Origin of the sequence: Haloquadratum walsbyi C23 (assembly GCF_000237865.1) — an archaeon.
Taxonomy (GTDB): domain Archaea; phylum Halobacteriota; class Halobacteria; order Halobacteriales; family Haloferacaceae; genus Haloquadratum; species Haloquadratum walsbyi.
In genome coordinates this window covers 2,451,128-2,476,052 of sequence record NC_017459.1, presented here as the reverse complement: position 1 = coordinate 2,476,052, position 24,925 = coordinate 2,451,128, and the positions used below count along the sequence as shown (strand labels likewise).

Below are 24,925 nucleotides of genomic sequence, written 5' to 3'. Positions count from 1 at the left end.
CAAACATTTATAATCGTCGTTCCTGTCGCTGTATTAAGGAGACAAGCCACCTACGGACACAGCAATAATTTTTCAGAGAAGTATATTATATAGAGCAAGGAGAAAGCCCGGCGCTTCAGGGCTGTCTTTTACTCATAAGTTCATGGAGTCGTAACCGGACGTGTCAGACGCTCTCAGAAGTATTTTGAACGCAGAAAATCGAGGTGAGAAGCGATTCAGACAGTGATATCGGCTGTGGGGGTGACAAAACGCCGGTAATCAACTCCACTACAATTGTTCCAAAGAGGTGTTGAAACTGTGGATACCGAGGATTTCAGTCGTGCTCGCCGATTCCGATCCCGTTCCGCTAAAATCCTGACTCGATTTGTGGGTAAGAGACAGACCTCAAGGGCGGGGTTCTCGCCCTGCTCCGTCTATAGAGTAGGGTATAAAAATTGACCTTCTACTCCACAGTAGATGGGTTTTACACCCCGCCAACGTATCTACTCGTATGAGTGAGACTAAACGAGACGAGCGAGGCCGGTATACCCCGGAACACACCGAGGAAGAGGTACTCGATGCTGTTCAAGCGCACGAACCGGCGGGCACGAGCGAAGTGGCTGAGGAACTCGGGATCAAGCGCCCGAGCGCTGACTACCGGCTTCGCCAGCTCGAAGAAGACGAGAAGGTAACGAAGGACATGATCGGGAACTCCCTCGCTTGGAGCGTCACGGAGGAAGCATGAGCACCGATTCGAGCGCGAACCACAGCGACACCCCGAGCGCGAAGATCACCCTCACGCAGAACGACGACGGCTGGTGGACCGCACGCGACGAGAGGCGCGGGCTGACGACGCAGGGCGAGACCCGTGACGACGCCCTCGACAATCTCGACGACGTCATCGACGCCGTGGAGAACGACCGTGGCGACCAGCCCACCGATGAGGAGCTCCGAGAGGCGGGCATCGACCCCGAGGACAACACTACCGGCGAGCTCCCGGACATTCTCAAGTAGCGACCAGCATGGTCACGCGAGATTTCAGCAGGTACGAGGTGGCGAAAGTACTCGTCAACACGGAGAGAAACCTCAGCAGTCAGGTTCCACAGAACCAGTCTGAGTCGGTTCTACCCTATGTTGTAGGGTCCATAAGACTATACATATGGAGGCGATGACATAGATTGACGGATGGCGTCCTACGCTACCGTCGAAGATTAGAGGAATGTCGAAGATGGCTATGTTGTCGGTGTGACCATCCGGCAGACGGAGGCTAAAAAATACCCGAACGGGCGGGACTACGGTCTACGCCTCGGAGGAGTCGGCGGCGATACCATCCTCCGTTATAATAATGCTCACGAACGGACGAAAGGTAACGAGCGTCATACTGGGAACGATGTTGAAGTAATTCAGTTCCCTGGAATGCTGACGCTCTACGAGCGCTTCAAGCGTGAAGTTGAAAAAATAACGCCCGTTCCGATAGACTGGTCGGAGTAGGACGCTTCCAGGAAGAACACACCATGCCCACGCTCAAAGTCACCATCGGCGAACGTGACCGCCTCGATCAACGCACACGTAGTCGTATCAAAGCCGCTCAGGAGGGTGAAGATCTTGATGACGCCCAACCGATACTGAACTTAGCCGGCTCCTCAGTCCGAAGAACTTGGAGTTGTTAGAGGTAATATCCAAACATGAACCTGAAAGCATCCGCGAAGCCGCCGAACTGGTAGACCGGGACTACAAGCAGGTTCATCGAAACCTCTCTGAACTTGACGATATCGGTGTTATCGAGTTCAAAGCTGACGGGTCAGGCACCGCCAAGAAACCGAAACTGAAGTATGACGGTCTCGAAATTGACATCTCTTTTGCGAGATCGAGTGAGAATGTTGGCACGGCAGCGCCGTAACGTAGTTTAGACTACTGCAGTCTGGACTACGACAGCTGAGAATATGCGATCAGCCTGCCGACGGATTAAGACAGGTGATGTGTGATAGTGCCGGACGCGGTCATTCCCGCTGCCAGGCGTGGCAGCCGACTCGGCGAGCTGACGGCAGACCGACCAACGGGCTGGTCACTGTTGTCAGGTACGAAGCGGCCCAGATTGTCGACCGGTTCGGCGACGCCTTCGCGGGGGTCCCGATCGTGCCGTGTCCGTCCATCAGACGTACGCTAACCACGAGTTCAGTCTTATTCCGGACACACTAACGCTTCAGTGAACGGCGAGGATTCTACCGCAGCGATGTCCCTATCATTGACATAGACACAACTAGAAGCCAACGGCTTCAGCCATTGAGGGATCCGACTCAGACCGCGGCATCGCTTTGAATTCAGCGACCTCACCGGTCTTCTCGACACAAGCGTACTGCCGCTGACAGGCGACCGCCGGGAACAGGTCGTGTCGATCAAACAGCGCTCGCGCCTGCGAGGTGAGCAGATATAGTTACATATATTTTGAATCACACCGAGGCAGCATCCCGCTCTGCAGTCTCCCGGAGCGGGAGTTGGATGTCAATTTCGTCGTATGGGACGATGGGACGCTTGGCTCGCCCCTCAGCAACGAACTCAACGACATCGTATCCTTCGAGCCGTTCAAGATTTTCCGAAACTTGTTTGATGTCTCGATCGACGACCCGAGCGGCCTCGCGGATGCTCGCGGGCTCTTCTTGTGCAATCGCCTGAAGAAGGTCGATAGCGCGCGGTGTGAAGACCTGCGCCAGCTGGTCGGTAGTTTCGAAACTTAGACGATAGGGAGCCTCCTCTCCAACTGCGTCGCCGGTGAGTGCCTGCGTGAATGCTTCAGAAGTGCGTTGCTGGACGGCACCGATCGATTCAACAGTCACAATAAGGATGTTTTGTGTCATGGGTTGTTGTTGTCCTGTGATGGCTTTTCTTCGCGCAACTGTTCAATCTCTGTCCAGAAGCGCTCTTGGACCGCCCCGTAGCCGGGAAATCGGTAGTCGTCGTCAAGTCCATTGGACGTGTGTCGTTCGTGGACGCCGTGGGAATTGTCATACCGTATTAGCGTCGTCTCGTCTTCAGTACCGAAATGAAGCCGGTACTTGACACCATCCGGGAATTTCTCCGACTCCGGCACGCTCAACACGCGGACACGGAGAACGGTGCCATCCGCAAAGCGCCGTTCCGTGTCTTCCAACACACGCACGTCGTCGGGTGCCATCGATATTTGATGTTTCGTACCACATCATAATGGATGTTGTGGTATACAACAGCATATAGACTACCCCAAGAGAGGTATCAACTCGTGTTCGACAGGCTCTGTGGTTTTCTCAACACGAGCGTATCTTAATGATCAATGGATTGAGGTTGCCGGTGTGTCCCAGTCCTCGTATGAACGCGGTCACCCCGGTCGCCGGGCGAGGGAGTCGACTCGGCGAACTGACGACGGACCGACCGAAGGGGCTGGTCGAGGTCGTGGGACGACCCCTGCTCGCGCACGTCTTCGAGAGGGCAGTCAACGCCGGGGGTGATGAGCTAGTCGTGATCGTCGGGCACGAGGCGGCCCAGATTGTCGACCGGTTCGGTGACGCCTTCGCGGGCGTCCCGATCACATACGTCCACCAGCGCGAGCAGGTGGGGCTCGGGCACGCCGTGCTTCAGACGAAGCGGCACGTTGACGGAATCTTTCTTCTTTTGAACGGCGACAATGTCTTCGCAGGGAGCGTCGCGCCCGTGGTGGAGGAGGTCTCACCAGAGGTCGCAGCGACGACCGGCGTGATCAAGACGGACGATCAGGGACGCGTGACGGGGATGGTCGAGAAACCGGCCGAGCCGTCGTCGACGCTCGTCACGACCAGGTGTTACGTGCTTCTGAAAGGCGAGTTCGTGCGGTCGCGCGAACGCTCCGAACGCCCCGAACCGCATCGTGGGTAGCCGAAGAAACAGAAACCACGACGAAGACGGCCCAGAAGTATCTCGATCAACTCGTCGAAGACAACGTCTTACAGAAGACCGACCGCGGGAGCCAGACGCTCTACTGCGTCGATCAACTGATGTCGAGCTATCGCGAAGTCGCAACCCTCCAGCGCGAGCACGACCGGGAAGAACTCGCCGACGCCATAGAGTCGATGCGGGCGCGGATCACAGAGTGGGAAGCCGAGTACGACGTCGAGTCGCCGAGTGAACTCCTCGCGAGTGTCGCTGACGTCGATACCCCTGACGAAGCTGAGAGACGGCGTGAGATCGCCGGCGAGTGGGACCATCTCGCTGACCGGTTAGCGATTATGAAGACAGCGCTGAAAGAGTACGACTGGGCGACCGACCGAGACGAGGTTCCGGTCTGAACGATGGGGTTGACAGGGACGATCGACGCGTCTGTCTATACCGGGCTTCGTGATGTCCTGAGTCGACTTTCGTGAGTATGCGGGACGAACCCCTGACACCTCACCGCGTCGAGTGCCTTTTTTACTGGGGCAGTAGTCAGCCCTCACACCCCACCGTGTCAGGTGTTACTTCGATTCACTTGGCACGGATATACACACACTCGGTACCGAGTGAGATTACTGGTCTCAACAGTGGATTCCTTCAGCAGTCGCACACATCGTCCCAGATGATCGTTGACCGTCCGTTTGGTGTTGGTCATGCGGGTTGATCGTCGCTGGCGCCATGGAGACACACACCTCGTACTGAGTGTGGGCGTGGGCGCCTGACTCGTTACTGCCGATCGGGATCCTTCATGACGATCTCAGGTGAGCGCAGAAGCCGGTGGACGCGATAGCTTCCCTCCTTATGCCCACCGCCGGTATGTTCGCTTTCGTTGGAACTCACTCGGTATGAGGTGTGTCTGTGAGCATAGAGTCTGGTCGGGGTGTCGTCCTAGCTGAACTGGGTCACACTGACTGCGTTGGACTGGTCCGGCAAGTGTTACTCAGTACGACGTGTGTGACGACGGTTTGACGGGGGTTCATCTCTCTATTTTACTCGGTACAAGATGTATCCCTCGTACTGCCCGCTGGAGGACCAGACGTTACATAGGAGCTCGATATCGACCTCGGTATCGTCGACGCCGTGGTTCGGGACTTCGACGCCATCGCGCTTCCGAAGGGCGTGGCAGCGCGGGTAGTGAGTTCGGTCGGTTTCGTTCGGCTGGTCTCCAGAAGATATCGTCCGAACTCTTGACACGGTGACGATGAACGCGACGAAGGCGCAGTCGGTCTTCGGTCTGTGCGACGCCGAGAGAAGTGTGCGATTCGGATACACCGTGTGGAATGCTCTTTTATCGACGAGGTGTGTGAGGTGATTGGCTACAAGCACCCCCGCGAACGAACGCGGAGCGCGCTGTTTCGACTGTCGAAGGAATCAACTTTTCAGGGGTGAGGCGGCTAAGTTCAAAGGTCTGAGGTCAGCGGCTCGGCGGCGGGACTGGTACTACTCGTGAAGCCACTCGTATCACTCGCCGATATCGACCAGTTCGTTCTTAACGCCATCCGTTCCGTACTGGTTAAAAACCTCGTCAACAGTCCTCGCGAGCCCCTCGGAATCGGTGTCTGGAAGCGCCTGCTCGTAGCAGAGAAGTATCCCTGCCATGGTCGTGTCCTCGGTGTAGCGGTTCGAAGTCGCTAACATTGTTCGTCACGAGAACAACACTGTTGTCCGCACACCACTGTAGCAGCGCGTCGTCAGTCGTGTATTCGCCGAATCGATCTTTCGCCTGCTCAACCTCGTGTCCGCGTTTCCGGAGCAGTCGATCGAAGACGCGACCGACGTGTTCATCAAGAAGGATTTGAGCGGTCGTCACTGAGCCGTTTCTTTGGGCTTCAGGGACAACTCTCGAACGCGGTTGAATGCCGCTTCGTTCTCTCGTTCGAGATCACGCATCTCTTTGATGTGCCCGTAGTAGTACGATAGGGCCTCGTAAACGTCGGAAAGCGGGAGATCGAACTGGTCTGCGACGTGAGCGGGTGACTGACCGCCGTCGATCACCCGGGCAGCGACGTGGCGAACACCGACTCTCGTCCCGTTGATTCGGGGTTCACCGCCGAGAACATTGTCGTCACGGACGATAGTCATATGTGGTGGTGCGGAACCCACCGTTATATCATTTCGGCAGATGCCCTCAACGATACTGAGATCGTCGTCACCGGTCGCGATATCGGGAGCATGTCGAACCGCGAGAGGAGGCGATCGAGATAATGGCTCAGAGAACCTTTGAAAACTAAGACTTGACAAGAAAATAACGGACTCAGACAGCTGTGCACTAAGTCTACAGCGATTTGACAGCGTTTGAGGACTCCTATCACTCTGCAGGAATTTTTTTCTTCTGACTTACCGGACTCCAAAATCAGCCGGAAGAAGTCTTGATGTAGCAATTCTCACCACTCAGATATAAAACACACATTCACCGTCTCACGCCCCCCGAGAATCACGAATAGAGACCGCTTACCTCCAGAATTGAAATTAATTTTCAAATCGCGTCGCGGTCATTACGTCGATCGCCTGTTAATTGCGTGTCGGCCCGCTTCGTCAAGAGCAGCTACTTTCTCGTCGACCCCGCCACGGTCGATATTGACGAGGACGGACGTGTCACAGATCTTCATCGGTGACTCGATCCATCGTTCCCTCGCTCAACCGCTCGATCTCGTTGGCGACCTTGTCAGGCGTTTCGTCGTTGAAGATGCCTTGTCCGGTGACGTCCGAGATCTCACCGCCACTGTCGAGTTTGTCGGCGATCACCTCGCTGAAACTCCGGTCTCCTTTCTCGCGTTTCAGTCGGCGGTACACGTCGTCGCTGATCGCGATGTTCTTGCTCATGCGTTACGTGTGAGTATCCATACATAAACTGGTAGCGGCGCGGGAGATGTCGCCGAACGGTTCACCGTGACGACGATCTGCCCGTCCACCGGCTAAACTACTCCTGTCGCGGGAAGATATCAACCAGACGTTTCCGGAACCGATGCGTTTTCACAACCCCGAACTCGCGGAACACGCTGGCGCTGAAACTGTTGGCGGCTTCTTTCACTGAAACCGAGAGAAAACGGTCGCCACAGCTGACCCGAACGCTATTATGAACACGATAATATTATCGAACGCATAATGATAAACAGAGAGACGGAACTCGAATGGCTCGCGTCGCATCTCTCACGAGCCGATCGACAGCTCCTCGTCGTATACGGGCGACGGCGGGTAGGGAAGACGACGCTGGTGACGTCGGCGCTCGACGAACTTGAAGACACGTCAGTCTATTATCTCTGTGACGAGCGGGGCGCAACGCACAACGCTCGGCGATTCGCGGCATAGTGCGCTGCTGCGTTCAACGATATCACACCGGATGTCGACGGGTTCGTCGAGGCGTTTCAGTATCTCACGGCGCGCGTCGACGGGTCGTGCGTGGTAGCGTTAGACGAATCCGCGTATCTCGTCGACGAGGACGACACAATCCCGTCGGTGTTTCAGACCGTTGTCGACGACGTACTCGCAGGGACAGACATCTCGCTCGTGTTGTTAGGGTCATCGATTTCGATGATGGAAGAGGGCGTGTTAAGCTACGAGAGCCCACTATACGGGCGCCGAACCGGACAGTGGGAACTCGCCCCGCTCTCGTTCGCGGACGCTCGCGCGTTCTTCCTGGATGACGATGTAGAGACACAGATCCAGCTGTATAGTGTGCTTGGAGGTGTCCCCGCGTATCTCGAACAGTTCGATCCAGAACTGAGCCTCCTCGAGAACATCGAGCAATCCATCCTCTCGAAAGGCGAGTTCCTGTACGAGGAGCCGGAGTTTCTGTTACGCCAAGAACTTCGTGAGCCCGCGACATACATGGCGATCCTCGAAGCTATCGCCGGTGGCGCGACACGCGTCACCGAGATCGCCAACGAGATCGGCCGCGACGCGAGCAGCCTCTCCCGGTATCTCCAGAACCTCACGCAGTTGGCGATCCTCGAGCAGGAGCATCCGGTGACGGACCCTGACGGCCGGGGACTGTATCGGCTGACGGACGATTTCCTTCGGTTCTGGTTTCGGTACGTGGTACCCAATCGGGGAACGCTCGAACAGGGGCGGACGGCTCCGGTCAGGTCGACGATTGCCGAGACGCTACCAATACACACGAGTCGAACCTTCGAAGCCGTGTGCCAACAGGCGGTTCGGACGCCGGCGTTTCCCGTCTCCTGCTCGCGGGTTGGCCGCTGGTGGCACGGCGGCGAGGAGATCGACATCGCCGGAGTCAATCGAGAGACTGGGACCTTGCTCCTCGGAGAGTGTAAGTGGACCACGGAACCCGTGGGTCGCAGGGTATTTGACAGACTCACGGCGCTCGAATCGGAGGTCCGGTGGCAAGGAACCGACCGGGAGGTGCGGTACGCGCTCTTTTCGCGGACTGGTTTCACCGACGAGTTACGAACCGTGGTCGACGAGCGGTCCGACGCGTCGCTATACGGGATTCCGGAGCTCGCGACGCTGTTCGAATCCGAGCGGTGAGCGGGTGGTGCTACCACGGGTTCGCATCGCGGACCGGCAGCGTCGAAACCGGACGTACTGCGGGAGTGCACAGGCTGACCGACGGATTCAGGTGTCGAGTGGTCGACCGCTTAGGCGTGGACGCGGTCATTGCCGCCGCCGGGCGAGGGATTCGGCTCGGCGAACTGACGGCGGACCGACCGAAGGGACTCGTTGAGGTCGCGCACGCCTTTGAGACGGCATCAAGACAACAAACGTCGTGATCGAGACGAGTGGACGTACGGCGTTACTAAGTAACACGACGTCGGATCCAACGGCATGAGCAGCATCGATCTCCCGTCGGACGTGTTGGACGCGATCGCGGCACCACCGGAGGATCGCGAACCGATCGTCCGGCAGGAACTCGCGGTGTCGCTGTACCGGGAAGGGTATCTGTCCTTCGGAAAGGCACGAGAGCTAGCCGGTCTTTCGAAGGCAGAGTTCCATCGGCTCCTCGGAGAACGTGGGGTGGAGTGACACTATACTGAGGAAGATCTCACGCTCGACATCGAGTACGCGTGAGAATACATCTGGTCTGGTTGAGCGAGAATAGACCACGTTTCACGACCGTCGATCCCGAAGCCACTGTGCGACTTCCTGCTGGAATCGCTTGAACTTGAACCAATGGAGGTCCTCGTGTAGCACCTCATACACTACGTCGTGGTCGACTTCTCCGTACCGATGTGCGAGAACATTTCGAAACCCAACGGCTTCCTCGATCTTCTGCTGTGTGTCACGAGAGATGATCTCCAACTCACCGAGTACCTGAATCACGTCTTTCGCCGTTCCACCCGCTGACATTTCGCTGCGCGGACGTGTTGCGTGAGATCAATACAGGACTGGATCAGATTCATCAGCGTTCGTTCGACTGCTCGCTGTAGTACGACGTCCGAAACGTACTCCTCCTTCGGGATCCCTCGCATCTCCGCAAGATCGTTCGTGTACTCGTGCGCCCGCTCCAGTTTCGTCGCGACGACATCCTCGTCCACCATCTAGATGTCTCCTCTGGCAAGCCGATCGATGAACTCGCGCCGGTTCCGTTCCCGATCGGCAGCAGTTCGATCGTACTCGGCGTCTATCTGCTCACGGTAGGCGGCGATCTCTCGTTCGTCACCGACCAGCCGAACTCCTTCTTGAAGGGCTGCGCGTGCGATCGGAAGGGGAAGGTCTTGGATGTCGCTCACGTCGACGAAGTCGTCCGCATACTCTTGGAGATCCGCATCGATACGGTTCCGGCGACGGAAGCGTTCTTTCGGGGATAGCTCCTCAGAGAATCGAAGGGTGACATCGACGTCGGACGAGTCGTGTGTCTCACCCCGGACTCGAGAGCCGAACAGGACCGCGAAGCGGACATCTGTAGCCGCGAGATATCGACGGATCGCCGCCACGTCCACGCCGTCGATCGCTGACCCGCTGTGATTCGACTCCACCATGTCGCGTCCCTACGTGATGAGCGATAAAACCGTTTGTGGACAGCATGGTCGTCCGTCGGCTCGGGTCGATCGGTTGTCAGGCGAGAGTCGTGGGAGGTCACGGGAAGTCACGGGAAGCGATAGCCCCGTCGATGGGGTTAGGTGACCGGCGTGTGGCGTCTCGCGTATGGACACGGTCATCCCGGTCGCCGGGCGAGGGAGTCGACTCGGCGAGTTGACGGCGGACCGACCGAAAGGACTCGTCGAGATCGCCGGGCAATCCCTCCTCGCGCACGTCTTCGAGACGGCGGTCGACGGGGGGGGGGCGGCGAGGTGATCGTGATTGTCGGGTACGGGGCAGGTCAGATCGTTGACCGGTTCAGCGATACTTTCGAGGGCGTCCCGATCACGTATGTCCACTAGCGCGAACGGCTGGGGCTCAAGCACGCGGTGCTTCAGACCGACCGCACGTTGACGGGATCTTTCTTTTTTGAACGGCGACAACGTCTTTACGGGGAGCGTCGCGCCCGCAGTCGAGGGCGTTGCGGAGGAGGACGCGGCGCTCGCGGTCGAGGAGGTGTCGCCCGCGGTCACGGCGACTACCGGCGTGATCGAGACGGACGAGACGGAGTGCGTGACGGGGATCGTCGAAAAGCCGACAGAGCCGTCGACGCTGGTCACGACCGGGTGTTACGTCCTGCCGGAGGACGTCTTTCATGCGTGTGCGTTGCTCCGGCCGTCGGTTGAGGACGAGTACCAGCTGAGCGAGGCTGTTAGGTTGTTGATGCGGGCGGGGTACGAGGTGGCGACGGTTCGTGTCGGTGGACGTGTGAACGTGAACACGCCTGCGGACGTGGAGAGGGCGGCGGAGTTGGTGCGTGGGGAGTGAGAACGGTCGTTCCCACGGATCTCTCTCGACAGAAGACCGGCATGAGATACGCCACGATCGACCGGATCACGTGTTTCAAATCGCTGCTCGGTCATTCCATGATATGGGAGTCGTTCGGGATCGCGAACACAGTGACGGCGCGCCGACAATCGAGGGAACGGGAATTCGTGTCGAGGACATCGCTTCAGCGTACGAACACAGCGGGTACAGTCCTGACGAGATCACACAACTGTACCCTGATCTCAGCCTCGGCGACGTCCATCGAGCACTCGCGTACTACTACGACCATATCGACGACTTTCGGACCTCGTCTTCGGAGCCCGCCTCCGCATGACGCGGCCGCTGTACTGTGACGAGAGCATCTGGATCCCCGTCGCTGATGATCTCAGCCGTCGCGGGTGAAGTTTTCACACCGCGAGAGACGAAGGAACGCTGGGAGAACCCGACCGAGAACAGCTCCTGTACGCGGTCGAACGCGACTGGATGCTATTGACCTTCGATGATGATTTTTCTCTCACTCGTCGAAGGCGAAGAGATGGAACACAGCGGGGTGATATACGCCTGACAGGCCGGACGGCGGATCGGTGATGTCGTGAGATTTTTCGACGAGCACATACAGAACCGCTCGGAAGACGCTCCATCGATCCAGTATCTGTGACGTCCGTCTCGAAGGATCGAGTCGGTGTGGGATCAGTCGTGTACTCGTGTGCCTGCTCCAGTTTTGTCGCGACGATTGCCTCGTCAACCAGCTAGACGTCTCTTTCGCGAGCCGACACGGTTCGGAAATATCATCACAGAGACCGCTGAGCTGGGTGGAATTGATATCAGCGATCTGTTTTGGGTACCGAAGACGCCCTATCGCCTCTCTTGAGGAGTGTTCTTACCGGTCCGACTGTGTCGTCTAGTAGCTAATCGACGGAGTTAGTGGACTCACTGTTAGTTGAGTGATCCGCCAATCTAGAATTTAATTATATCTCGAAGAAGAGTATCCATCGCTCAAGTGTCAAGCGTCTATCCCAGTATCTTCAGTTAAGCCATCGTCGTCCTCACCATCTTGATTAATGTACCGCCAATCTTCAGTGTCTAAATGTCCTTTGAGATATGCTTCACCGTCTTCGGTGATCATGTAGACACCATTGCCTAAGTTTTTGAGGAGGTCCTCCTCATGTAGTCTCTTACACCTCCGGTCAACATGCTGTCTGGAGTAAGGTAGAGATGCCTCTGTAGTCATCTTCGTGGGTGTTGTTGGGTCATTTTCATGAAGAAACTCTAAAATTCGGTCATCAAGCGAAGTCATCCACTTGCCTGAATGCCTCATAGAGCACATATTCAATGTCACAGTGTATATTACGGATGGATAGCACTTATACACCATCTAAGATACATATCGAATCCTCCCGTCAATTATATGTTACTGGAGGCAAATTTATGTTGTATAGAACCTGAGCTATGAATCTTCGATTCGTGAGAAAGTGGAAAAACCCCGGTTGCGGTGTAGTCGCACCCAACCGGGACGGGTTCTGTGCACAACCACAAAACCATGTTATCATTATGGACTACGGGAATTAAATCCTGCGAGACGATTGGCGAATCGAATCGTAATAATTCCGACTGTAATTTGTGCATCAACTTAGCCGACAACTACGACGTTTTCTTCGGCGGTCCACTCTCACTCTGTATACCGTGCGCTACAACACGGAGTGTTGACGCAGACACTGTGGACAGATACAATGTCTCCTCCGCTGAGAGCCGCCCATCACAACAGAAGTTAACCCCGCCGCTTACAGTTATCCGAGAAAACGCTCGCTTTGATCATGGCTCCTTACGCGGCGGGTCGGAGTGATGCTGGGCGCTATGACCAAACAGAACATCACTCTGCGGTGATCGACTGTGCGAACACACCAGCCCGTAACTCGCAAGCGAGGGATTCGACTCGTTGACCACACCACGAATCTCTCTCCCGACGGGATTACCTGTTCAGCAGTCTCCCCTCGGCTGACCGAGTGGATCCCGGACCTCCTCGATGAGCTCCGACCACATACCGAGCGAACCATCCGCGAGTATGCCACCACCGATCCGTGGCGTGTCAGCTCACAGTTTCTTTCAGAAACCCTGCCAGCGTGGCAGACCACAGAGAGCACATGGACCGACGACATCGCTGAAGCCGTTGCATACACCCACGCGATTACGGCGCTTGCGCTCACCTATCGAGACAAAGACACCAGTGAACTCAGCAGATACCACCGCCATCGACAGGAGGCTCTCATCGACACCGTCACGAGCATTGGTACGGGGCGCGGTCCAATCAACGCAGATCTTGGCGCGCTCGCGAAAGGCCCGGTTGCATTCCATCGCGAATTTGAGGACCACCCAACCGTCCTCACACTCATATTAGATGGCAGCGCGTGGACCGACCTCAGAGACCGCCGAACGGGCGTCCGCGCACTGGCGGCGATTGCTGTCCTCGCCGATGGGTTCGATGTCAGAATTGTTGCCTCTCCAACAGTTCAACGACACCTCTCGAAGCGGTATCCTCACTGGAGTGAATATCATCTTAATCTTACTGTGAGCCGGGATCGGTCCCCACATACCGACCATACTGATCACACCGATCACGCCACCGAGACTCTTGAGGCTGCATGGGAGGCTATCCGTGAACTCGACACCGAGCCAGGGAAACGCCGGCTTCTCGGGAATCTCAAGACAGGGGACGCCCGGAGTTACCGTGATCTCACGCATGACCACACGATCGATGTTGCTGAGGGTACTATTAGTAGATACGTCCTTGATCTGGAAGATCGCGATCTAGTCACGATCGACCGCCGTGACCAGCATAACACTGTCCAACTCACCAACCGAGGACGACTGGCTGTCCGGCGGTGTCTCGACGATACGTATGCACTTGTTCATCCAGATCAATGCCGGCTTAATCAATGTCTTACCGCGACCCCTCAGGAATTCACAAGTACAGTGTCGCCCCGCAGGGCGGACAGGGAGGCACCGACTTCCGATGAGTGGGTGGCGACGACTGGTGATCCAGACGGGGATGCTGAGTACGTCCAGTGGCTCACTGGTCCTGACAACGCCCCAGATCATCTCCACGAACGATTCAGCACTGTTGCTCACGACGATGCCATCACACTCGTTGATGACCATCTACACCCATTCGACGATGGTCGGGTCGCGTACCTCAGCCACACTGACGATGAAGCTCTCATTGTGCTCCAGTGGGGTGGTTCCCTCGCTACACTGGGACGTCTCGCAAACGCCTTACTGAGCGAGAAAGCTCTCTCGAAAATCCTTACACCCTCCCGACTTGGTCACGAGTTCGAAGCAATCGATGACGGAACCCAGGCGTATCCAGTCGACCGACTTCTCCGCCGTGGTCATCAGGTGGGCTGGTACAGCGACGCCGAAACCACCTACGGAGCATGGCGCGAGCGGATAACAACGGTTCGAGATCGACTGCTTACACGAGTTGCCGAACTCACGCACAGCGGTGATACAGCCGCCCGAAGCGACCTGTTCAAAGATCTTCATGGACTGATTGCCTCGGCGACACAGTTGTATCACGCGGTTGGTATCGACCTGACAACCACTATTAGAATTCCCGATACCGACGCACTCGCACGTAACACCACCCAACGACAGAATCTCTGTGCGTTTCTCAGTAAGACAGCTCCCAAACAGTCCATCTGCGGGATTCACTCAGGCTATCGCATGTTGTTCGAGGAACGACCCGCAAAGTTGTGCCGACGACTTCCCTATGAGACTGATGACGACGCGACGATGAATCTCACCATGTCATGGGTACTTTCGGGCCCGACCATCACCGCGCTTCACGACGAAATTACCACGACGCTCGCACGTGAACTCGCCACCGTCCGACAATCAATCGCCGAGGGGATTGAGCAAGTACCACCGCTTGAGATCCCTGTCGTCGACGGGACGACGTACCCCGCCATCCGGCAGGTGATCACCGAGATTGCAATGACCCACGACATTCGGTGGACACCTCGCGAGCAACAGCGACTGGTGCGGCTCTGTCTGCGCTCGTTCGGTCTGTCGGGCACACACAGAGCGTGTCCATACGATGTCGTAGAGAGCCTGCTGCGAGCGCTGAACGAGTCCGAGTCACACTCCCCAACCTCAACGCCTGCGGACGTCGAACGCGCAGCGGCTACACTCCCACCAGAGCGCTTCCGGTCCGATCTCACACCGACAGCCACCAAACTGTACGCCACCCTATTGCGAGCCGACGGTCCAGTTGGTCGCTCGGAGCTAATCGAGCAGGCGGATATCTCCGCAAGTAGCTATGACCGACGGATTGGCGATGTCCGCGAACTTGACCGCGTAACTGCAGTCCAGCAAGAGGGTCACCGCCGGTGGACCACAACAAGTCCGACACCACCAGTAACGACCTGGCTTTCGCCGAACAGCAATCAGATCGCACCGCCGCTAGTGATATATCGACAGCCGACCACACCCACCGGATCGAGAAGCATACCCTTCGACCACATGAGGAAATATACTCTTGCTGAGTGGGACAGACACCCACCACCTTCGATTGCCACCGAACTTAACGGAGATACCAGTCACATCACCGCGCATCCGATGATCAACGTCGACAAGAACCGACTGTCGAACAGCAATGCACAACAGTACCAACACCCGGACATCCAAGCCGATTCCGACCATCCCTATCACACCACGACACCGACAACACATCCGACGATAGCAGTCCCAACGCGACAAACACGGCTTCCGAATGGAGGTGAGCAGTAGTGAACGAACCAACACTCGACACGGTCACGTCCACGACAACATGGTCTATAGTTGACTATCACGATTCGACGAAGCCATTCGCTGAGAGCCTGAGATCGAGCTCAAGCTCAAGCTCAAGAAGCGCGTTGAGCGCATCTGTGCGCACTCCCGCAAGGCCGACACTCCCGAGATCAAGACGAACTAACAGGGCGCGACCGACAGGGGACTCAGGATTGTTTCAGTCTGCTCGTGACTGCTCAGCAGTGTTCTCCCTGATCCCACGAGGTCCGGACTCATGTCGAAGCGTTTCTGTTAGGATTATTCCTAACAGTTATGTGAACACTTTATGTTAACATATGTGGATGAGCGATGATATCACCGTGCTGGAAGAAGAGATCGAAGTCGACGCGACAGACCCGACCATCCGGTTTGATACCCACCACGGCGTTCATGAACTCCATCTGGGGTCGGAACCGTTCGAGATCAACTACCCCGGGCTTGTTGAGACCTTTCGCACATGGCGGGGGGCACTCCTGACATCGAAACGTGCCGACTGGTGACGTCTCTCAAGTACGGTGACTGACAAACGATCATGACTCCACTCCTCACATCATGACCCGAACACTCCACGTCCGGATCGAGTCTCCGGATCGTAGCGATCTTGAGGAACGGCTCGAAGCAATCGACGCCGGCGAAGCGGACCGGATATCGAAGCTCCCATCTTCCACACAGCGGATCACGGTCCGTGTTACGTGCCAGATCGAGAGGGCAACAACGCATACGTCGACGCCCGCAACACCGGCTACGAGTTTAGCTGAGAGCAGGTAGTCCACACTGTCATTAGTGTGGTGATACAATATGACTTGGCGGAATTATACGCGGAGCAGGCGCAATCCCACGCACGGTGTGGATACGCGCCGTCACAGTGGTAATTCCACACAGTTTTCTCCACAAACAGCGCATATGTGAATGTCAATGTCGACCCAGCGGTTACGACCCCAGTGTAGCCGAGCGCCCGAAACTGGCGGTTCAAGTGTAAGTATGAGTATGAGTGTCCGCCCACGCTGGAACCAGGGTGTGCCCTCTGTGCAAACAACAACCACCGGGCGAAGCTCGCAGTGAAAGTTAACTCCGAGTCCGTGTCCGCTGAAGTCTGAGTCTGTCGGTGTCGGACGCCCCGAAGCACAAACAACTCTGGGCGTGGGCGTCCGACTCTGACAAACGAGAGGAGTCCCGGGAGCGGGGGCGGAAGCTAGAGCTGAGATGTGGCACTCCCAGGAGACTACCCATCGACCGGCCCCGGTCACTCACCGATTCGAACGGTGTGGTGGCTTGGTATTGGGAGTCTGTCAACCCAACCCTGACATTCCCAACTCAACTCAACTCAACGCAGCGGTACGGTGCCGTTGGATTCCTCCCGTCTTCAGGCCGAGGAGGATGTCAATTTGTGATAATACGATGTGGGTTCTTGTATGGAACCGAATGCTGATCAGTCACAGACACGCTCCGCTCTCAAGGATATGATCTGTGCTGATCCGGACATCGTCTTTGCCGTTGTATTCGAATCACAGCTTTCGGGAACAGCAACGCGTTCATCAGATCTTGATATCGCTGTCAAGTTCACAGCAGACTATTCTGAACGGAACCGGTTCAAAAAGCGGTGTGTACTCTTTGGTGAGCTCCAACACGAGGAGTTCCCATCCATCGACGTGTCCGATATTGAATCGCTCCCACTGGACGTCGCACACGACGTGGTGAACGGCAAACTCCTTTGTGGTGATGAAGATGCGTTTGAAGAGTTCAAGACGGACACCGAAGCAGAATTTGATGAGCAGCGCGAAACGCTTCGCCGTCACCAGCGGGCGATCATCGATCGGATCGCGGAGGACGGATTGCGTGGTTGACGAACGCGTCGTTGGGATCAAACTCGAACAGATCGAACAATCCCACCATGGGCTCACACAGAACGAGGATCGATCCGCTCCGTGACGCCGTCGAAGTCGTCATCAAAGCTCAACACGGCGTTAATGTCGTGACGACGACACAGCGCGACCGTCGTGGCGTCTGTGAAACTCAACGCCTGATCGTCGTAGCGTTCGAACACATCGACAGCATCCTGAAAGACTGCCGCTGAGACACGGAGCAGCTCATATGCCTTCGGATACGGATCGACCCCCCTAAGCTTTGCTCCGAGCTGCCGTGCGGGGATGAACGCACCACCTCGTTTGAGTGTGAGCGTCACCGCCTCGTCGTAAATGTAGTCACTTACATACGGCTGCCCAAACTCGCCGTCGTACACGGCGTCAAGAGCAGCACTGGCGGCGGTATGCCGTGACGCATCTTGGTCATGGTCCGCGTACAGTACACCGGTATCCACAAAGACCGTCATCCGTACAGTACGTCGTCGATATCGCTCTCATCCGTTTCAACGCCTGAATGGAACCGGCCACGGCGCATGGCCTCCTTCTCTGCCGGTGACAGTGGAACTGATGACTCTCGGAACGAGTCGATCACGTCCTCACGTGATTCGTATGCGTCATCGATGAGGCGCGAGAGCAACTCCTGTTGAGTGACTGCTGACCCCGTCTGGAGTCGAATCTCCGCTTGGAGTTCTTCGAGACGAGATTTTGCATCGTCGTGGACTTTCACTGCCGTCGTCATATATTTGAGTTACATCTAACACTTGGTAAATGTTTCTACAGACAGAGCAGGCAAGTGCCTCGGGGCTTTGATGTGACCCCGAGGTGGTTCACGCACAACATCTCCCTCGCCGTGAGAAGTCAGAGTTGTCAACAGAGAAGAGACACTCTAGAGAGGAGTTTCAGACGTCTCGGTCGAGCTGTGTTTCGCAGACTCTGGATGTGCCGCAAACCATGCCTGCGCTTCCGAGATAGCCGTAGCATTCTCGGATTATGTAGCCATGGTCGCTCATGAAGTGTTCATTACGAACGTCATGGAAGACCCCACTACACTACTGTGCGTTGCGATGTCATTCAATTTCGTCTCGAACGGACTCGATCTGTGCTCCTAAGCTTGGCACCTCTTCTTGGATGGTTGTCCAGACGATTTGTAATTCGACGGTTGCGTATCCGTGGATCAACTTATCACGCATTCCAGTCATTTCTGACCACGGCACATCATCATACTCTTGACGGATCTCATCAGGAACGTTCTTCGCTACTTCGCCGATCACCTCAAAATTTCGGAGTACTGCGTCGACTGTCTTTGAGTCGTCAACGAATTCTTCGTAGGTCATCTCTCGTGTATATCGCTTGATCTTCTCGACGCCGTCAAGAATGTCATCGAGATAGTCCAGAACCGCTGTCATAACATGACGAGATCGTCGCGAACGCGGGATTCAACCCGTGGCTTCAACGAGTCTTTCGTCACGAGGTCGACCTCAATACCAAGTTCCTCTGTCAGTTCGTTTTCTAACCGAACGAGATCGAACAACGTTACTGGCTTGTCGAACGCGACGAGTATATCGAGATCGCTGTCAGGCTGTTGTTCACCACGCGCGTACGACCCAAAGATACCCAACTCGCTGATCGGATACTCCTGCTCAAGTTTCGGTTTGAGCTGTGCGAGTCGAGTTGAGATATCTTCGGTTGCCATAGGACATCTACGATTGTGCTAGGTAATTACGTTTTGGCAACAAGTGACCCTTCGAACCTGAACCCGACGTGATCGCCCTCCGGGACGAACTCCGTTGTGAGCCTGACGATTTCGTCGTCGTCGAGTGCACAGACTAGCACAAAACGCCCGTCCAGCGTGACGCTGTTGAAGCGATCGTACTGCGGGTCACTCGCGCGGGATACGCGTGCTCGCTGTCGTGCGCCACGAACCGTGTTACCACCAGTACCGTGTTGGACTGTGACTTGGCGGAATTGTTTTGTGACGATACGATGTGGATCCTCGTATGGAACCGAATACTGATCAGTCACCGCTCGTCTCTGCTAGCTTCAATGAGTTCGACAGCGTTTGTTTTGGGTCCCTCGACGGGTTCAAGATGTTCAGCAGCGCCACGCTCTTCGGTGTGTTCGGATTCGATTTCCCACCAGAGCGTTTGCTGATTGGTTTTCCGGCGGTCTACGTGACCTTGCTCAAATAGGATTTCGAGGCGCCGGCGAGCTGTGTCGGCAGAGCAGCCGAGAATGATTCTGATGTCAGTGGTGGTAACCCCTGGGCTGTCCATGCCTCGTACGGCGTCGAGGGTATCGCGGAGCGATGGCTCACGGTTGTCATCCACTGGCACGCCAGGGGGCTGTTCTCGTCTCATGATTATTATAATCCGTTGCTAAAGGCTCTTAAATCTCCTCACACGTCTGGATTCTGAGTTTCTTGACGAAGAAATGTTTGTGTATCCGTTGTTCCGTCTGTGACTGTAGTTACCACAAGGAGATGAGGAAAGCCCGTGCCCGAAGCTTGGGTCGCGAACTACGCGAGCTGGGACTTAATGAGGTCTGTCGAGATTGAACTGATCAAAACTGAACTCGACATGCCGCACTCAACCGCATACAAGTATCTTAGACGACTCGAAGAAATGGATATCCTGACTCGAGATGAAGATGTATCGCCCACGACGGTAACAGCTGACCCGATTCATCTTCAATTGAATTGGATACCGAACATGTTGTCATCAGTGCCACACCCGTCTTGATTGATGCGATTGGTCGACAACGCGAGAGCGAGGATATTCGCGTGTTTGTTGACCGACAGGGAGTTTCCAAACTGGCTGCCGCGCTCCATTACACGCTTCGGATTATAGATGGCGGCTTCACGCAGCGAACAGGTACAAACAAGCTCGGTGTCCATCCTGTTGAGGGGCTGACTGTGTTCACGGCGCTGCAAGATGTTGTCGAGGAGGCTGTGGCACATGACCCATATCTTAATCAGATCGACTGATGGGTTCGAAAATAGAGATTCCGTGTAATAGCGTACCCTAGCCATCATCGACAGTAGTGTCCTCATCGCTATGGGTGGACCGGATACCGAACAGTATCGTGCGTTCGAACAGTTCGTAACGCGTCGAAACCTCTCAATACATGTCCCAAGGCATGTTGCCGAGAAAATGGGAGAAAGCCTGAATGTGTATGTTTAGCAGCGTACCCGATCGCAGGCGGCACAAAATGCTGGGTGGCTTGAATCCGGGCGAGTCGATTTTTCAATCCCCCGCGTTTCTGAAGTCGTTGATAAAACCCGGAAGCGTATGCTGAATCTTTTTGTTAAGGACGTTACCGAAGATAACATTGAGAAAACGGACACTATTCTAGCGGGGCTCGCATATCAATACGCAATGGATGATACGACTCATGTCATCGTGCTCGTGAGCGATACGAAAGCTGAACAGGCTATTGAGGACGTGCTCACGGCTGTCGGTGTCGGGGATACCACAATGATCATAGAAGGACGGGATTTCATTGATACTCTCGTTGCTAATCAGTTCGGGTGAGATGTCAGGATACCTAGGTTGAAATAGCTAATACTGCCCGGTGTATTGTCATATGCCCGAATCAATTAATTGGAGTGGATATAGACTCATTGTATCCCATATGCACCGTGCAGTGCTTGCCTTCCATCATAAAGTAAATATCAAGTCATTGTGATTGAGAAATGAATCCTCACACTGGCGAATATGAGTTTCACAAGGTTTCGGTTTAATACAGCACTGTTCAAGAAGCGTCTGAAATCGGTGCTTTATCCGTGCTGTGATCGAACTTTCAGATTACCAAAACTCCACCAACAATCGCTGCTGTCCCAAGTCCGATGCAGACAGCCCAAAACGCGACTCGCTCAATGATTCGTAAGAGCAGATCAATACTGAGATATCCAACAATCGCTGCTGTAATGAATGCGGCAATCGCAGCCGTCGGTGTGAGTCCCTGTAATCCGGAGTCGACTGCGGCAAGAACCCCTCCACCGATTGCTGCAGGAATCGATAACACGAACGAGAGTTTCAAGAGGGAGTTCGTAGACGCACTCGAAACGTGGGACCTTGTCGTCGCATGTGACGTGACCACTCCGGCGTGGTATCCCGCCCAGCTGTTCAACGTGCGGATTGTCATCATCAATGACATCGTCAAGAAGTCGCTCCCACCACCGACCGAACACCGACCACCGAGGGGAACGATCTACACTCACCGCGAGCCGCGCGTGAGCGAACCCCGGGATGACGTTCCGCCGCTGTTGGACCGATGGAGTGATCTCGACATTGAGGCGCCGGTGTTCATCGCGGGTTGGCAGACCCCGTGTTACGCGCCTGAGCGAATAGGGAGCGATGAGTACGTCACCGGTCGCAGTATTGACTCCGACTTCGGGTAGAGCGCGTTCACTCACAGAAGAACATGTAGGGAAACCCATGGTTTCAATCCTCGGATGAGTCCAATAACCACAGAAGAGAAAAGTTACTCCCAGATCGTCTTGTAACCGGCGTTGCTGATAACACCGTCAGTCGTGAGGATGGCATCAGTCTCCTGTGCGCGGTGACTAGCGACAATCAGGCCGTCATGGATGCTGAACTCGTCCAGCAGTTGGGCGTATTCTGCCAGCTCCGCATTACCGACGGGCGCGACCGAGATCGGTCCGTTTCCAACCAGCGCCTGACGGGCGTCCTCTGGTGTCCCCGTGAGAGAGATGCCCCGAATGTCCTTGTCGCGGGAGACCGAGTACAGCACTTCAGCAATCGCTGTACTTGGTGTCTTGATGACCGTTTCCCCAGCTTCAGCTTCGGCGAACACTTGATCAGCCTCCTGTGGGAGCGCGTCGACGAGATAGACCAGCAGCGAGACGGCGTCAGTAGTGTATGCTGCCATCTCAGACTTCTTCGTAGTTCCGATCGCGGCGATTTCGAACGCGCTGTCCCAATTCTTCGGCGATCTCCTCACGCTTCGCATCCGAGGTGTCATCAGGAACGAGCATCCCACGTCCGCCGGTACGAGTACGCTTTTTCACCACGATCCCCTCACCAGTGTCCATCCAGACGACCTCGTCACCGGGATTTATGCCATATTTCTCGCGGAGTTCGTGAGGGATCGTCGCCTGACCCTTCTCTGTGACACGAGTAGACTCACTCATATATAGTAATACTTGCTATAATAGCTTACTCTTGCGCTGTGTAATTGCGTTTTGACGAAAATATCTATACCGCCGTTGAGAGGACATCAGAATATGACAAGGGATGTTTTCTCGTCCGGAGAGTGATACGAAGACCGCTCAGAAAGTATGTGATTCGAAATGCTGGATCGTATCTAAAGTACTGAACACACGAACACGTCCTTCGTATCATATACTCTCAATCACACTGGAGATTGTCCGTTCAGCATTTCGATCATCTATCAATATCCCAATCGGCTCACGGGGACTGAAACCAAGAAGCATCACAACGACAGCTGGGAGTTTCGAATAAAGCGCGTGTAACATACCAATTGCAAATATATTTGCGGTAATAACTAATATATCTGATATATATTCGATCCCGCGCCGCCCGATGGAGCAATCACGAAAGAGCAGGAGGTGTGGACAGAAACGACACATACTCGAAATCGAATCCGCAGTGTTGCCTTTGGACTCCGTGACCCCGCAACGGTAGCGATAATCGCCGATTGCATACAGTGCTCGGCGGACGCTGCATGGACTCATCTTGAGGAGTTTGTCACACTTGGAATCGTCCGGAAATATGAATAGATGACTGATGACTGAAACTGCTAAAGGCGCGATGGGACGCTGCTGCTGAGTCAAATGAATCAGACGATACAACCATAGTCAGGCTGACAGTTGGAAGTCCTTGCTGTATGTATTGTAATTCTCGATTGCATCCTCAACGATAGAAAGGCGAGATAATATGAGTTCCCAATCGCTTGCTATGTTCCGCATTTCGCGTGTCTGAGCCAGGCATTGACTCGACGAATAATCGCGCAGAGCGGGCTCTGCGCGAGCAAGTAGTCCTTCGGAAGATGTTTCGGACCCTCCGTTCGGCAGAAGGGGTCCAGATTCACGAGACAATAACAACGATGTTGGCGACGTGGAAACGACGAGGACTTGATCCACCTGAACAGCTCCAGTCAATTCTAGGTGGGAGAGAACTTCGGTAAGAACGAGAGGTATCACTGAGCGGTGTATCTTGATCTTGCTATCCAACTACGACTCGGTCATAGTACGATCATTGATTCACTGATTCATAAATTTACGTCAGACATCTAATGCCGGTCTAGACACTCTCGAACGCTGAATTCCGCGGTATATTACTCCAACAGACCCATATTTCACAAGATTGGCTAGGAATCAGTGAATTCTTGATTCATGGATTCAATGAATCCTCTACTCGCTATGCCCGGTTCCTGAGTACTGGTTTCGCTACTGGCATTACTGAATCAGTGATTCAGCCCTTCCTATAGTAACAGATTCCTTGATTCATTATCTCTTTGATTCACTGATTCATTGAATCCCGGCTCGCCGAGATCTATTGCATTCCAAGAATCAAGTACTCCTTGACTCTCTGATTAATGGTTTCAATAATTCATTGATTAACGGACTCTATGATTCACTGATCTAGCTATCCTGAAAATCTCCTTGTGGTGATCTCGTTCAGCTGGGCGACCGTCCCAGCGCTGTCTTATGTTCGGATGCTGGCGGCCACAAGCAAATGAAAACGCGTAAACCGGCCCACTAATTCCTCATGGCTTCGTCGTTCGCTTCGTTGAATGGGTTGTTTACGGGAAAAGCAGTGCCCTCGTTTGTGAACACTGCAGTGCTCTATTTCCGTGGCAAACGTTTATGATTTCTAGTTTCGTAACTCTATACAAGATGAGCTACGATACAGAACACGTGCGAAATGCGGGGGACACTCCGAGGATGATCACCGGAATCCCCACGTTTACAGAATTACTCGAAAACCCGTCCCTCGCTAGCCTCTATACATCGATTAGACGCTCAGCGACTGCCACGGCCCCCGAACTCGTCGAAGCAACAACTGTCTCGAAGAAGACGGTGTACGACTATCTCCATAAGCTGGAGCAGGCGGGTCTGATCAGCAAGGCCGGTGACGACGCCGGGACCGCCGTATACACCGCTGAAGAGTTTGAGCTGATATTGACGGTCCGCGAGACAGAAGTCTCGATTACTCCCGAACTCATTGAGGTGATCGCACAGAAGAACGAGTACCCCCCGATCAAACGGGTTCTCGAAGAGCACGGCATCGTCACGTTCGCACTCGCATACGATCTCGTAAAAGCACACAGCGAGGGGGACGTCACAATCCGGCAGATCGCGAGCCTCACAGACCTTTCGCCTGGTACTGCGTATGATCTCGTCGAAGCGCTCTATTCGATTCTCGATCTCGGTGACGACGAGTCACCCCCGACGACGTACACACCGGATGATTTCGATGAGGACGAAGGCAATCTCCTCGAGGAATTCGCCGACAAGCAGACCGAATGAC

34 protein-coding genes and 7 pseudogenes are annotated in these 24,925 nt (G+C 55.0%); 23 read left to right on the top strand and 18 right to left on the bottom strand.

The window, feature by feature from the left end; all coding sequences use genetic code 11:
* Positions 1 to 490 precede the first annotated feature (490 nt).
* The 4 genes and pseudogenes from HQRW_RS11125 (at position 491) to HQRW_RS17005 (ending at position 1,879) form a co-directional block, all read left to right on the top strand.
* Positions 491 to 724 (top strand): winged helix-turn-helix transcriptional regulator, encoded by a 234-nt coding sequence (locus HQRW_RS11125; protein WP_014556666.1) that lies wholly within the window; start codon positions 491 to 493, stop codon positions 722 to 724.
* Positions 721 to 993, top strand: coding sequence for a type II toxin-antitoxin system HicB family antitoxin (locus tag HQRW_RS11120; RefSeq protein ID WP_014556665.1), 273 nt, complete (start codon positions 721 to 723; stop codon positions 991 to 993). Before HQRW_RS11125 ends, HQRW_RS11120 begins: the two co-directional genes overlap by 4 nt.
* A gap of 171 nt (positions 994 to 1,164) precedes the next feature.
* Positions 1,165 to 1,470: pseudogene (locus HQRW_RS16565) on the top strand (toxin-antitoxin system TumE family protein).
* A gap of 23 nt (positions 1,471 to 1,493) precedes the next feature.
* Positions 1,494 to 1,879, top strand: a pseudogene (locus tag HQRW_RS17005) (HVO_A0114 family putative DNA-binding protein).
* A 550-nt stretch (positions 1,880 to 2,429) separates the two neighbouring features.
* Here HQRW_RS17005 and HQRW_RS11105 read toward each other — a convergent pair.
* Together HQRW_RS11105 and HQRW_RS11100 are read right to left on the bottom strand one after the other, a co-directional pair.
* The gene (locus HQRW_RS11105; protein ID WP_014556662.1) at positions 2,430 to 2,834 is read right to left on the bottom strand and encodes an HVO_A0114 family putative DNA-binding protein; all 405 of its coding nucleotides are present in this window, start codon (positions 2,832 to 2,834) and stop codon (positions 2,430 to 2,432) included.
* Positions 2,831 to 3,151, bottom strand: a complete 321-nt coding sequence (locus HQRW_RS11100; RefSeq protein WP_014556661.1) for a toxin-antitoxin system TumE family protein — start codon at positions 3,149 to 3,151, stop codon at positions 2,831 to 2,833. Before HQRW_RS11100 ends, HQRW_RS11105 begins: the two co-directional genes overlap by 4 nt.
* A 170-nt stretch (positions 3,152 to 3,321) precedes the next feature.
* On the opposite strand from HQRW_RS11100, the gene HQRW_RS11095 reads away from it, so the two are divergent.
* Together HQRW_RS11095 and HQRW_RS11090 are read left to right on the top strand one after the other, a co-directional pair.
* Positions 3,322 to 3,864, top strand: coding sequence for a sugar phosphate nucleotidyltransferase (locus HQRW_RS11095; RefSeq protein WP_077260087.1), 543 nt, complete (start codon positions 3,322 to 3,324; stop codon positions 3,862 to 3,864).
* Positions 3,789 to 4,274 (top strand): DUF7342 family protein, encoded by a 486-nt coding sequence (locus HQRW_RS11090; protein ID WP_049892046.1) that lies wholly within the window; start codon positions 3,789 to 3,791, stop codon positions 4,272 to 4,274. The genes HQRW_RS11095 and HQRW_RS11090 overlap by 76 nt, the downstream gene beginning before the upstream one ends.
* 1,169 nt (positions 4,275 to 5,443) lie before the next feature.
* On the opposite strand, the gene HQRW_RS11085 is transcribed toward HQRW_RS11090, so the two are convergent.
* The 3 genes from HQRW_RS11085 to HQRW_RS11075 all read right to left on the bottom strand — a co-directional run bounded on the left by HQRW_RS11085 (position 5,444) and on the right by HQRW_RS11075 (position 6,741).
* Entirely contained in the window at positions 5,444 to 5,728 is a 285-nt protein-coding gene (locus HQRW_RS11085) for a DUF5615 family PIN-like protein (protein ID WP_231852332.1), read from the bottom strand.
* Positions 5,725 to 6,000 carry a DUF433 domain-containing protein gene (locus HQRW_RS11080; protein WP_014556659.1) on the bottom strand — a complete coding sequence of 92 codons (276 nt, stop codon included), beginning with the start codon at positions 5,998 to 6,000 and terminating at the stop codon, positions 5,725 to 5,727. The genes HQRW_RS11085 and HQRW_RS11080 overlap by 4 nt, the downstream gene beginning before the upstream one ends.
* Positions 6,001 to 6,513: 513 nt before the next feature.
* Positions 6,514 to 6,741, bottom strand: coding sequence for an antitoxin VapB family protein (locus tag HQRW_RS11075; protein ID WP_014556658.1), 228 nt, complete (start codon positions 6,739 to 6,741; stop codon positions 6,514 to 6,516).
* A gap of 282 nt (positions 6,742 to 7,023) precedes the next feature.
* On the opposite strand from HQRW_RS11075, the pseudogene HQRW_RS11070 reads away from it, so the two are divergent.
* From HQRW_RS11070 to HQRW_RS11065, 3 genes and pseudogenes are all read left to right on the top strand, one after another.
* Positions 7,024 to 8,406: pseudogene (locus HQRW_RS11070) on the top strand (ATP-binding protein).
* Between the two features lie 116 nt (positions 8,407 to 8,522).
* Positions 8,523 to 8,624: pseudogene (locus HQRW_RS16550) on the top strand (sugar nucleotidyltransferase); the annotation flags it as partial.
* Positions 8,625 to 8,703: 79 nt separating this feature from the next.
* The gene (locus HQRW_RS11065) at positions 8,704 to 8,901 is read left to right on the top strand and encodes a UPF0175 family protein (protein WP_049892044.1); all 198 of its coding nucleotides are present in this window, start codon (positions 8,704 to 8,706) and stop codon (positions 8,899 to 8,901) included.
* An 84-nt stretch (positions 8,902 to 8,985) separates the two neighbouring features.
* Here the strand turns inward: HQRW_RS11065 and hepT are convergent.
* Positions 8,986 to 9,347 (bottom strand): annotated as a pseudogene (gene hepT, locus HQRW_RS16810) (type VII toxin-antitoxin system HepT family RNase toxin).
* A gap of 69 nt (positions 9,348 to 9,416) precedes the next feature.
* Positions 9,417 to 9,818: a type VII toxin-antitoxin system MntA family adenylyltransferase antitoxin gene (gene mntA, locus HQRW_RS11055; protein WP_231852324.1), complete on the bottom strand. Its 402-nt coding sequence runs from the start codon at positions 9,816 to 9,818 to the stop codon at positions 9,417 to 9,419.
* Positions 9,819 to 10,007: 189 nt separating this feature from the next.
* Between mntA and HQRW_RS16805 the strand changes: the two genes are divergently transcribed.
* The 4 genes and pseudogenes from HQRW_RS16805 to HQRW_RS17000 all read left to right on the top strand — a co-directional run.
* A complete protein-coding gene (locus tag HQRW_RS16805; RefSeq protein WP_338042642.1) occupies positions 10,008 to 10,259 on the top strand; it encodes a hypothetical protein in 252 nt (83 codons plus the stop codon).
* Positions 10,260 to 10,326: 67 nt separating this feature from the next.
* Positions 10,327 to 10,725, top strand: a complete 399-nt coding sequence (locus HQRW_RS16540; protein WP_149031556.1) for a sugar phosphate nucleotidyltransferase — start codon at positions 10,327 to 10,329, stop codon at positions 10,723 to 10,725.
* Entirely contained in the window at positions 10,715 to 11,059 is a 345-nt protein-coding gene (locus HQRW_RS11045; RefSeq protein WP_231852319.1) for a DUF433 domain-containing protein, read from the top strand. The genes HQRW_RS16540 and HQRW_RS11045 overlap by 11 nt, the downstream gene beginning before the upstream one ends.
* Before the next feature lie 89 nt (positions 11,060 to 11,148).
* A pseudogene (locus HQRW_RS17000) lies at positions 11,149 to 11,313 on the top strand (hypothetical protein); the annotation flags it as partial.
* Positions 11,314 to 11,728: 415 nt separating this feature from the next.
* Here the strand turns inward: HQRW_RS17000 and HQRW_RS11040 are convergent.
* Complete coding sequence (locus HQRW_RS11040) at positions 11,729 to 12,043, bottom strand: hypothetical protein (protein ID WP_014556650.1); 315 nt, start codon at positions 12,041 to 12,043, stop codon at positions 11,729 to 11,731.
* Positions 12,044 to 12,615: 572 nt separating this feature from the next.
* Between HQRW_RS11040 and HQRW_RS11035 the strand changes: the two genes are divergently transcribed.
* The 3 genes from HQRW_RS11035 (at position 12,616) to HQRW_RS11025 (ending at position 17,393) form a co-directional block, all read left to right on the top strand.
* The gene (locus tag HQRW_RS11035) at positions 12,616 to 15,510 is read left to right on the top strand and encodes a hypothetical protein (RefSeq protein WP_049892041.1); all 2,895 of its coding nucleotides are present in this window, start codon (positions 12,616 to 12,618) and stop codon (positions 15,508 to 15,510) included.
* A gap of 341 nt (positions 15,511 to 15,851) precedes the next feature.
* Positions 15,852 to 16,049 (top strand): hypothetical protein, encoded by a 198-nt coding sequence (locus HQRW_RS11030; protein ID WP_014556649.1) that lies wholly within the window; start codon positions 15,852 to 15,854, stop codon positions 16,047 to 16,049.
* Positions 16,050 to 16,961: 912 nt separating this feature from the next.
* Entirely contained in the window at positions 16,962 to 17,393 is a 432-nt protein-coding gene (locus HQRW_RS11025; RefSeq protein WP_014556647.1) for a nucleotidyltransferase domain-containing protein, read from the top strand.
* A 53-nt stretch (positions 17,394 to 17,446) separates the two neighbouring features.
* Here HQRW_RS11025 and HQRW_RS11020 read toward each other — a convergent pair whose 3' ends face one another.
* The 6 genes from HQRW_RS11020 to HQRW_RS10995 form a co-directional block, all read right to left on the bottom strand.
* The gene (locus HQRW_RS11020) at positions 17,447 to 17,878 is read right to left on the bottom strand and encodes a type II toxin-antitoxin system VapC family toxin (RefSeq protein ID WP_014556646.1); all 432 of its coding nucleotides are present in this window, start codon (positions 17,876 to 17,878) and stop codon (positions 17,447 to 17,449) included.
* Positions 17,875 to 18,150, bottom strand: a complete 276-nt coding sequence (locus HQRW_RS11015) for a hypothetical protein (RefSeq protein WP_014556645.1) — start codon at positions 18,148 to 18,150, stop codon at positions 17,875 to 17,877. The genes HQRW_RS11020 and HQRW_RS11015 overlap by 4 nt, the downstream gene beginning before the upstream one ends.
* Positions 18,151 to 18,478: 328 nt before the next feature.
* The gene (locus HQRW_RS11010) at positions 18,479 to 18,817 is read right to left on the bottom strand and encodes a HepT-like ribonuclease domain-containing protein (RefSeq protein WP_014556644.1); all 339 of its coding nucleotides are present in this window, start codon (positions 18,815 to 18,817) and stop codon (positions 18,479 to 18,481) included.
* Entirely contained in the window at positions 18,814 to 19,104 is a 291-nt protein-coding gene (locus HQRW_RS11005) for a nucleotidyltransferase family protein (protein ID WP_014556643.1), read from the bottom strand. Before HQRW_RS11005 ends, HQRW_RS11010 begins: the two co-directional genes overlap by 4 nt.
* A gap of 26 nt (positions 19,105 to 19,130) precedes the next feature.
* A complete protein-coding gene (locus tag HQRW_RS11000) occupies positions 19,131 to 19,433 on the bottom strand; it encodes a hypothetical protein (protein ID WP_014556642.1) in 303 nt (100 codons plus the stop codon).
* Complete coding sequence (locus tag HQRW_RS10995; protein ID WP_014556641.1) at positions 19,430 to 19,768, bottom strand: hypothetical protein; 339 nt, start codon at positions 19,766 to 19,768, stop codon at positions 19,430 to 19,432. Before HQRW_RS10995 ends, HQRW_RS11000 begins: the two co-directional genes overlap by 4 nt.
* 338 nt (positions 19,769 to 20,106) lie before the next feature.
* On the opposite strand from HQRW_RS10995, the gene HQRW_RS16275 reads away from it, so the two are divergent.
* From HQRW_RS16275 to HQRW_RS10985, 3 genes are all read left to right on the top strand, one after another.
* On the top strand, positions 20,107 to 20,394 hold the full coding sequence (locus tag HQRW_RS16275) for a DUF7437 domain-containing protein (RefSeq protein ID WP_197535314.1): 288 nt from the start codon (positions 20,107 to 20,109) through the stop codon (positions 20,392 to 20,394).
* 70 nt (positions 20,395 to 20,464) lie between these two features.
* The gene (locus HQRW_RS16735; protein WP_269448461.1) at positions 20,465 to 20,590 is read left to right on the top strand and encodes a hypothetical protein; all 126 of its coding nucleotides are present in this window, start codon (positions 20,465 to 20,467) and stop codon (positions 20,588 to 20,590) included.
* 108 nt (positions 20,591 to 20,698) lie between these two features.
* Positions 20,699 to 20,941, top strand: a complete 243-nt coding sequence (locus HQRW_RS10985; protein ID WP_049892039.1) for a hypothetical protein — start codon at positions 20,699 to 20,701, stop codon at positions 20,939 to 20,941.
* 268 nt (positions 20,942 to 21,209) lie between these two features.
* On the opposite strand, the gene HQRW_RS10980 is transcribed toward HQRW_RS10985, so the two are convergent.
* Positions 21,210 to 21,554, bottom strand: coding sequence for an undecaprenyl-diphosphate phosphatase (locus tag HQRW_RS10980; protein ID WP_269448596.1), 345 nt, complete (start codon positions 21,552 to 21,554; stop codon positions 21,210 to 21,212).
* Between the two features lie 88 nt (positions 21,555 to 21,642).
* Between HQRW_RS10980 and HQRW_RS15920 the strand changes: the two genes are divergently transcribed.
* Positions 21,643 to 21,810 (top strand): hypothetical protein, encoded by a 168-nt coding sequence (locus HQRW_RS15920; RefSeq protein WP_158307761.1) that lies wholly within the window; start codon positions 21,643 to 21,645, stop codon positions 21,808 to 21,810.
* A gap of 83 nt (positions 21,811 to 21,893) precedes the next feature.
* On the opposite strand, the gene HQRW_RS10970 is transcribed toward HQRW_RS15920, so the two are convergent.
* The 3 genes from HQRW_RS10970 to HQRW_RS15915 all read right to left on the bottom strand — a co-directional run bounded on the left by HQRW_RS10970 (position 21,894) and on the right by HQRW_RS15915 (position 22,908).
* The gene (locus HQRW_RS10970) at positions 21,894 to 22,301 is read right to left on the bottom strand and encodes a hypothetical protein (RefSeq protein WP_014556640.1); all 408 of its coding nucleotides are present in this window, start codon (positions 22,299 to 22,301) and stop codon (positions 21,894 to 21,896) included.
* A gap of 1 nt (position 22,302) precedes the next feature.
* Positions 22,303 to 22,563 carry an AbrB/MazE/SpoVT family DNA-binding domain-containing protein gene (locus HQRW_RS10965; protein WP_014556639.1) on the bottom strand — a complete coding sequence of 87 codons (261 nt, stop codon included), beginning with the start codon at positions 22,561 to 22,563 and terminating at the stop codon, positions 22,303 to 22,305.
* Positions 22,564 to 22,770: 207 nt separating this feature from the next.
* The gene (locus HQRW_RS15915; protein ID WP_158307760.1) at positions 22,771 to 22,908 is read right to left on the bottom strand and encodes a hypothetical protein; all 138 of its coding nucleotides are present in this window, start codon (positions 22,906 to 22,908) and stop codon (positions 22,771 to 22,773) included.
* Positions 22,909 to 23,001: 93 nt separating this feature from the next.
* On the opposite strand from HQRW_RS15915, the gene HQRW_RS15910 reads away from it, so the two are divergent.
* The 3 genes and pseudogenes from HQRW_RS15910 (at position 23,002) to HQRW_RS10955 (ending at position 24,924) form a co-directional block, all read left to right on the top strand.
* Positions 23,002 to 23,172 (top strand): DUF7342 family protein, encoded by a 171-nt coding sequence (locus tag HQRW_RS15910; protein ID WP_158307759.1) that lies wholly within the window; start codon positions 23,002 to 23,004, stop codon positions 23,170 to 23,172.
* Between the two features lie 194 nt (positions 23,173 to 23,366).
* A pseudogene (locus HQRW_RS10960) lies at positions 23,367 to 23,579 on the top strand (IS66 family transposase); the annotation flags it as partial.
* Between the two features lie 712 nt (positions 23,580 to 24,291).
* Positions 24,292 to 24,924, top strand: coding sequence for an ArsR family transcriptional regulator (locus HQRW_RS10955; protein ID WP_231852316.1), 633 nt, complete (start codon positions 24,292 to 24,294; stop codon positions 24,922 to 24,924).
* The last annotated feature ends 1 nt before the right edge of the window (position 24,925 follow it).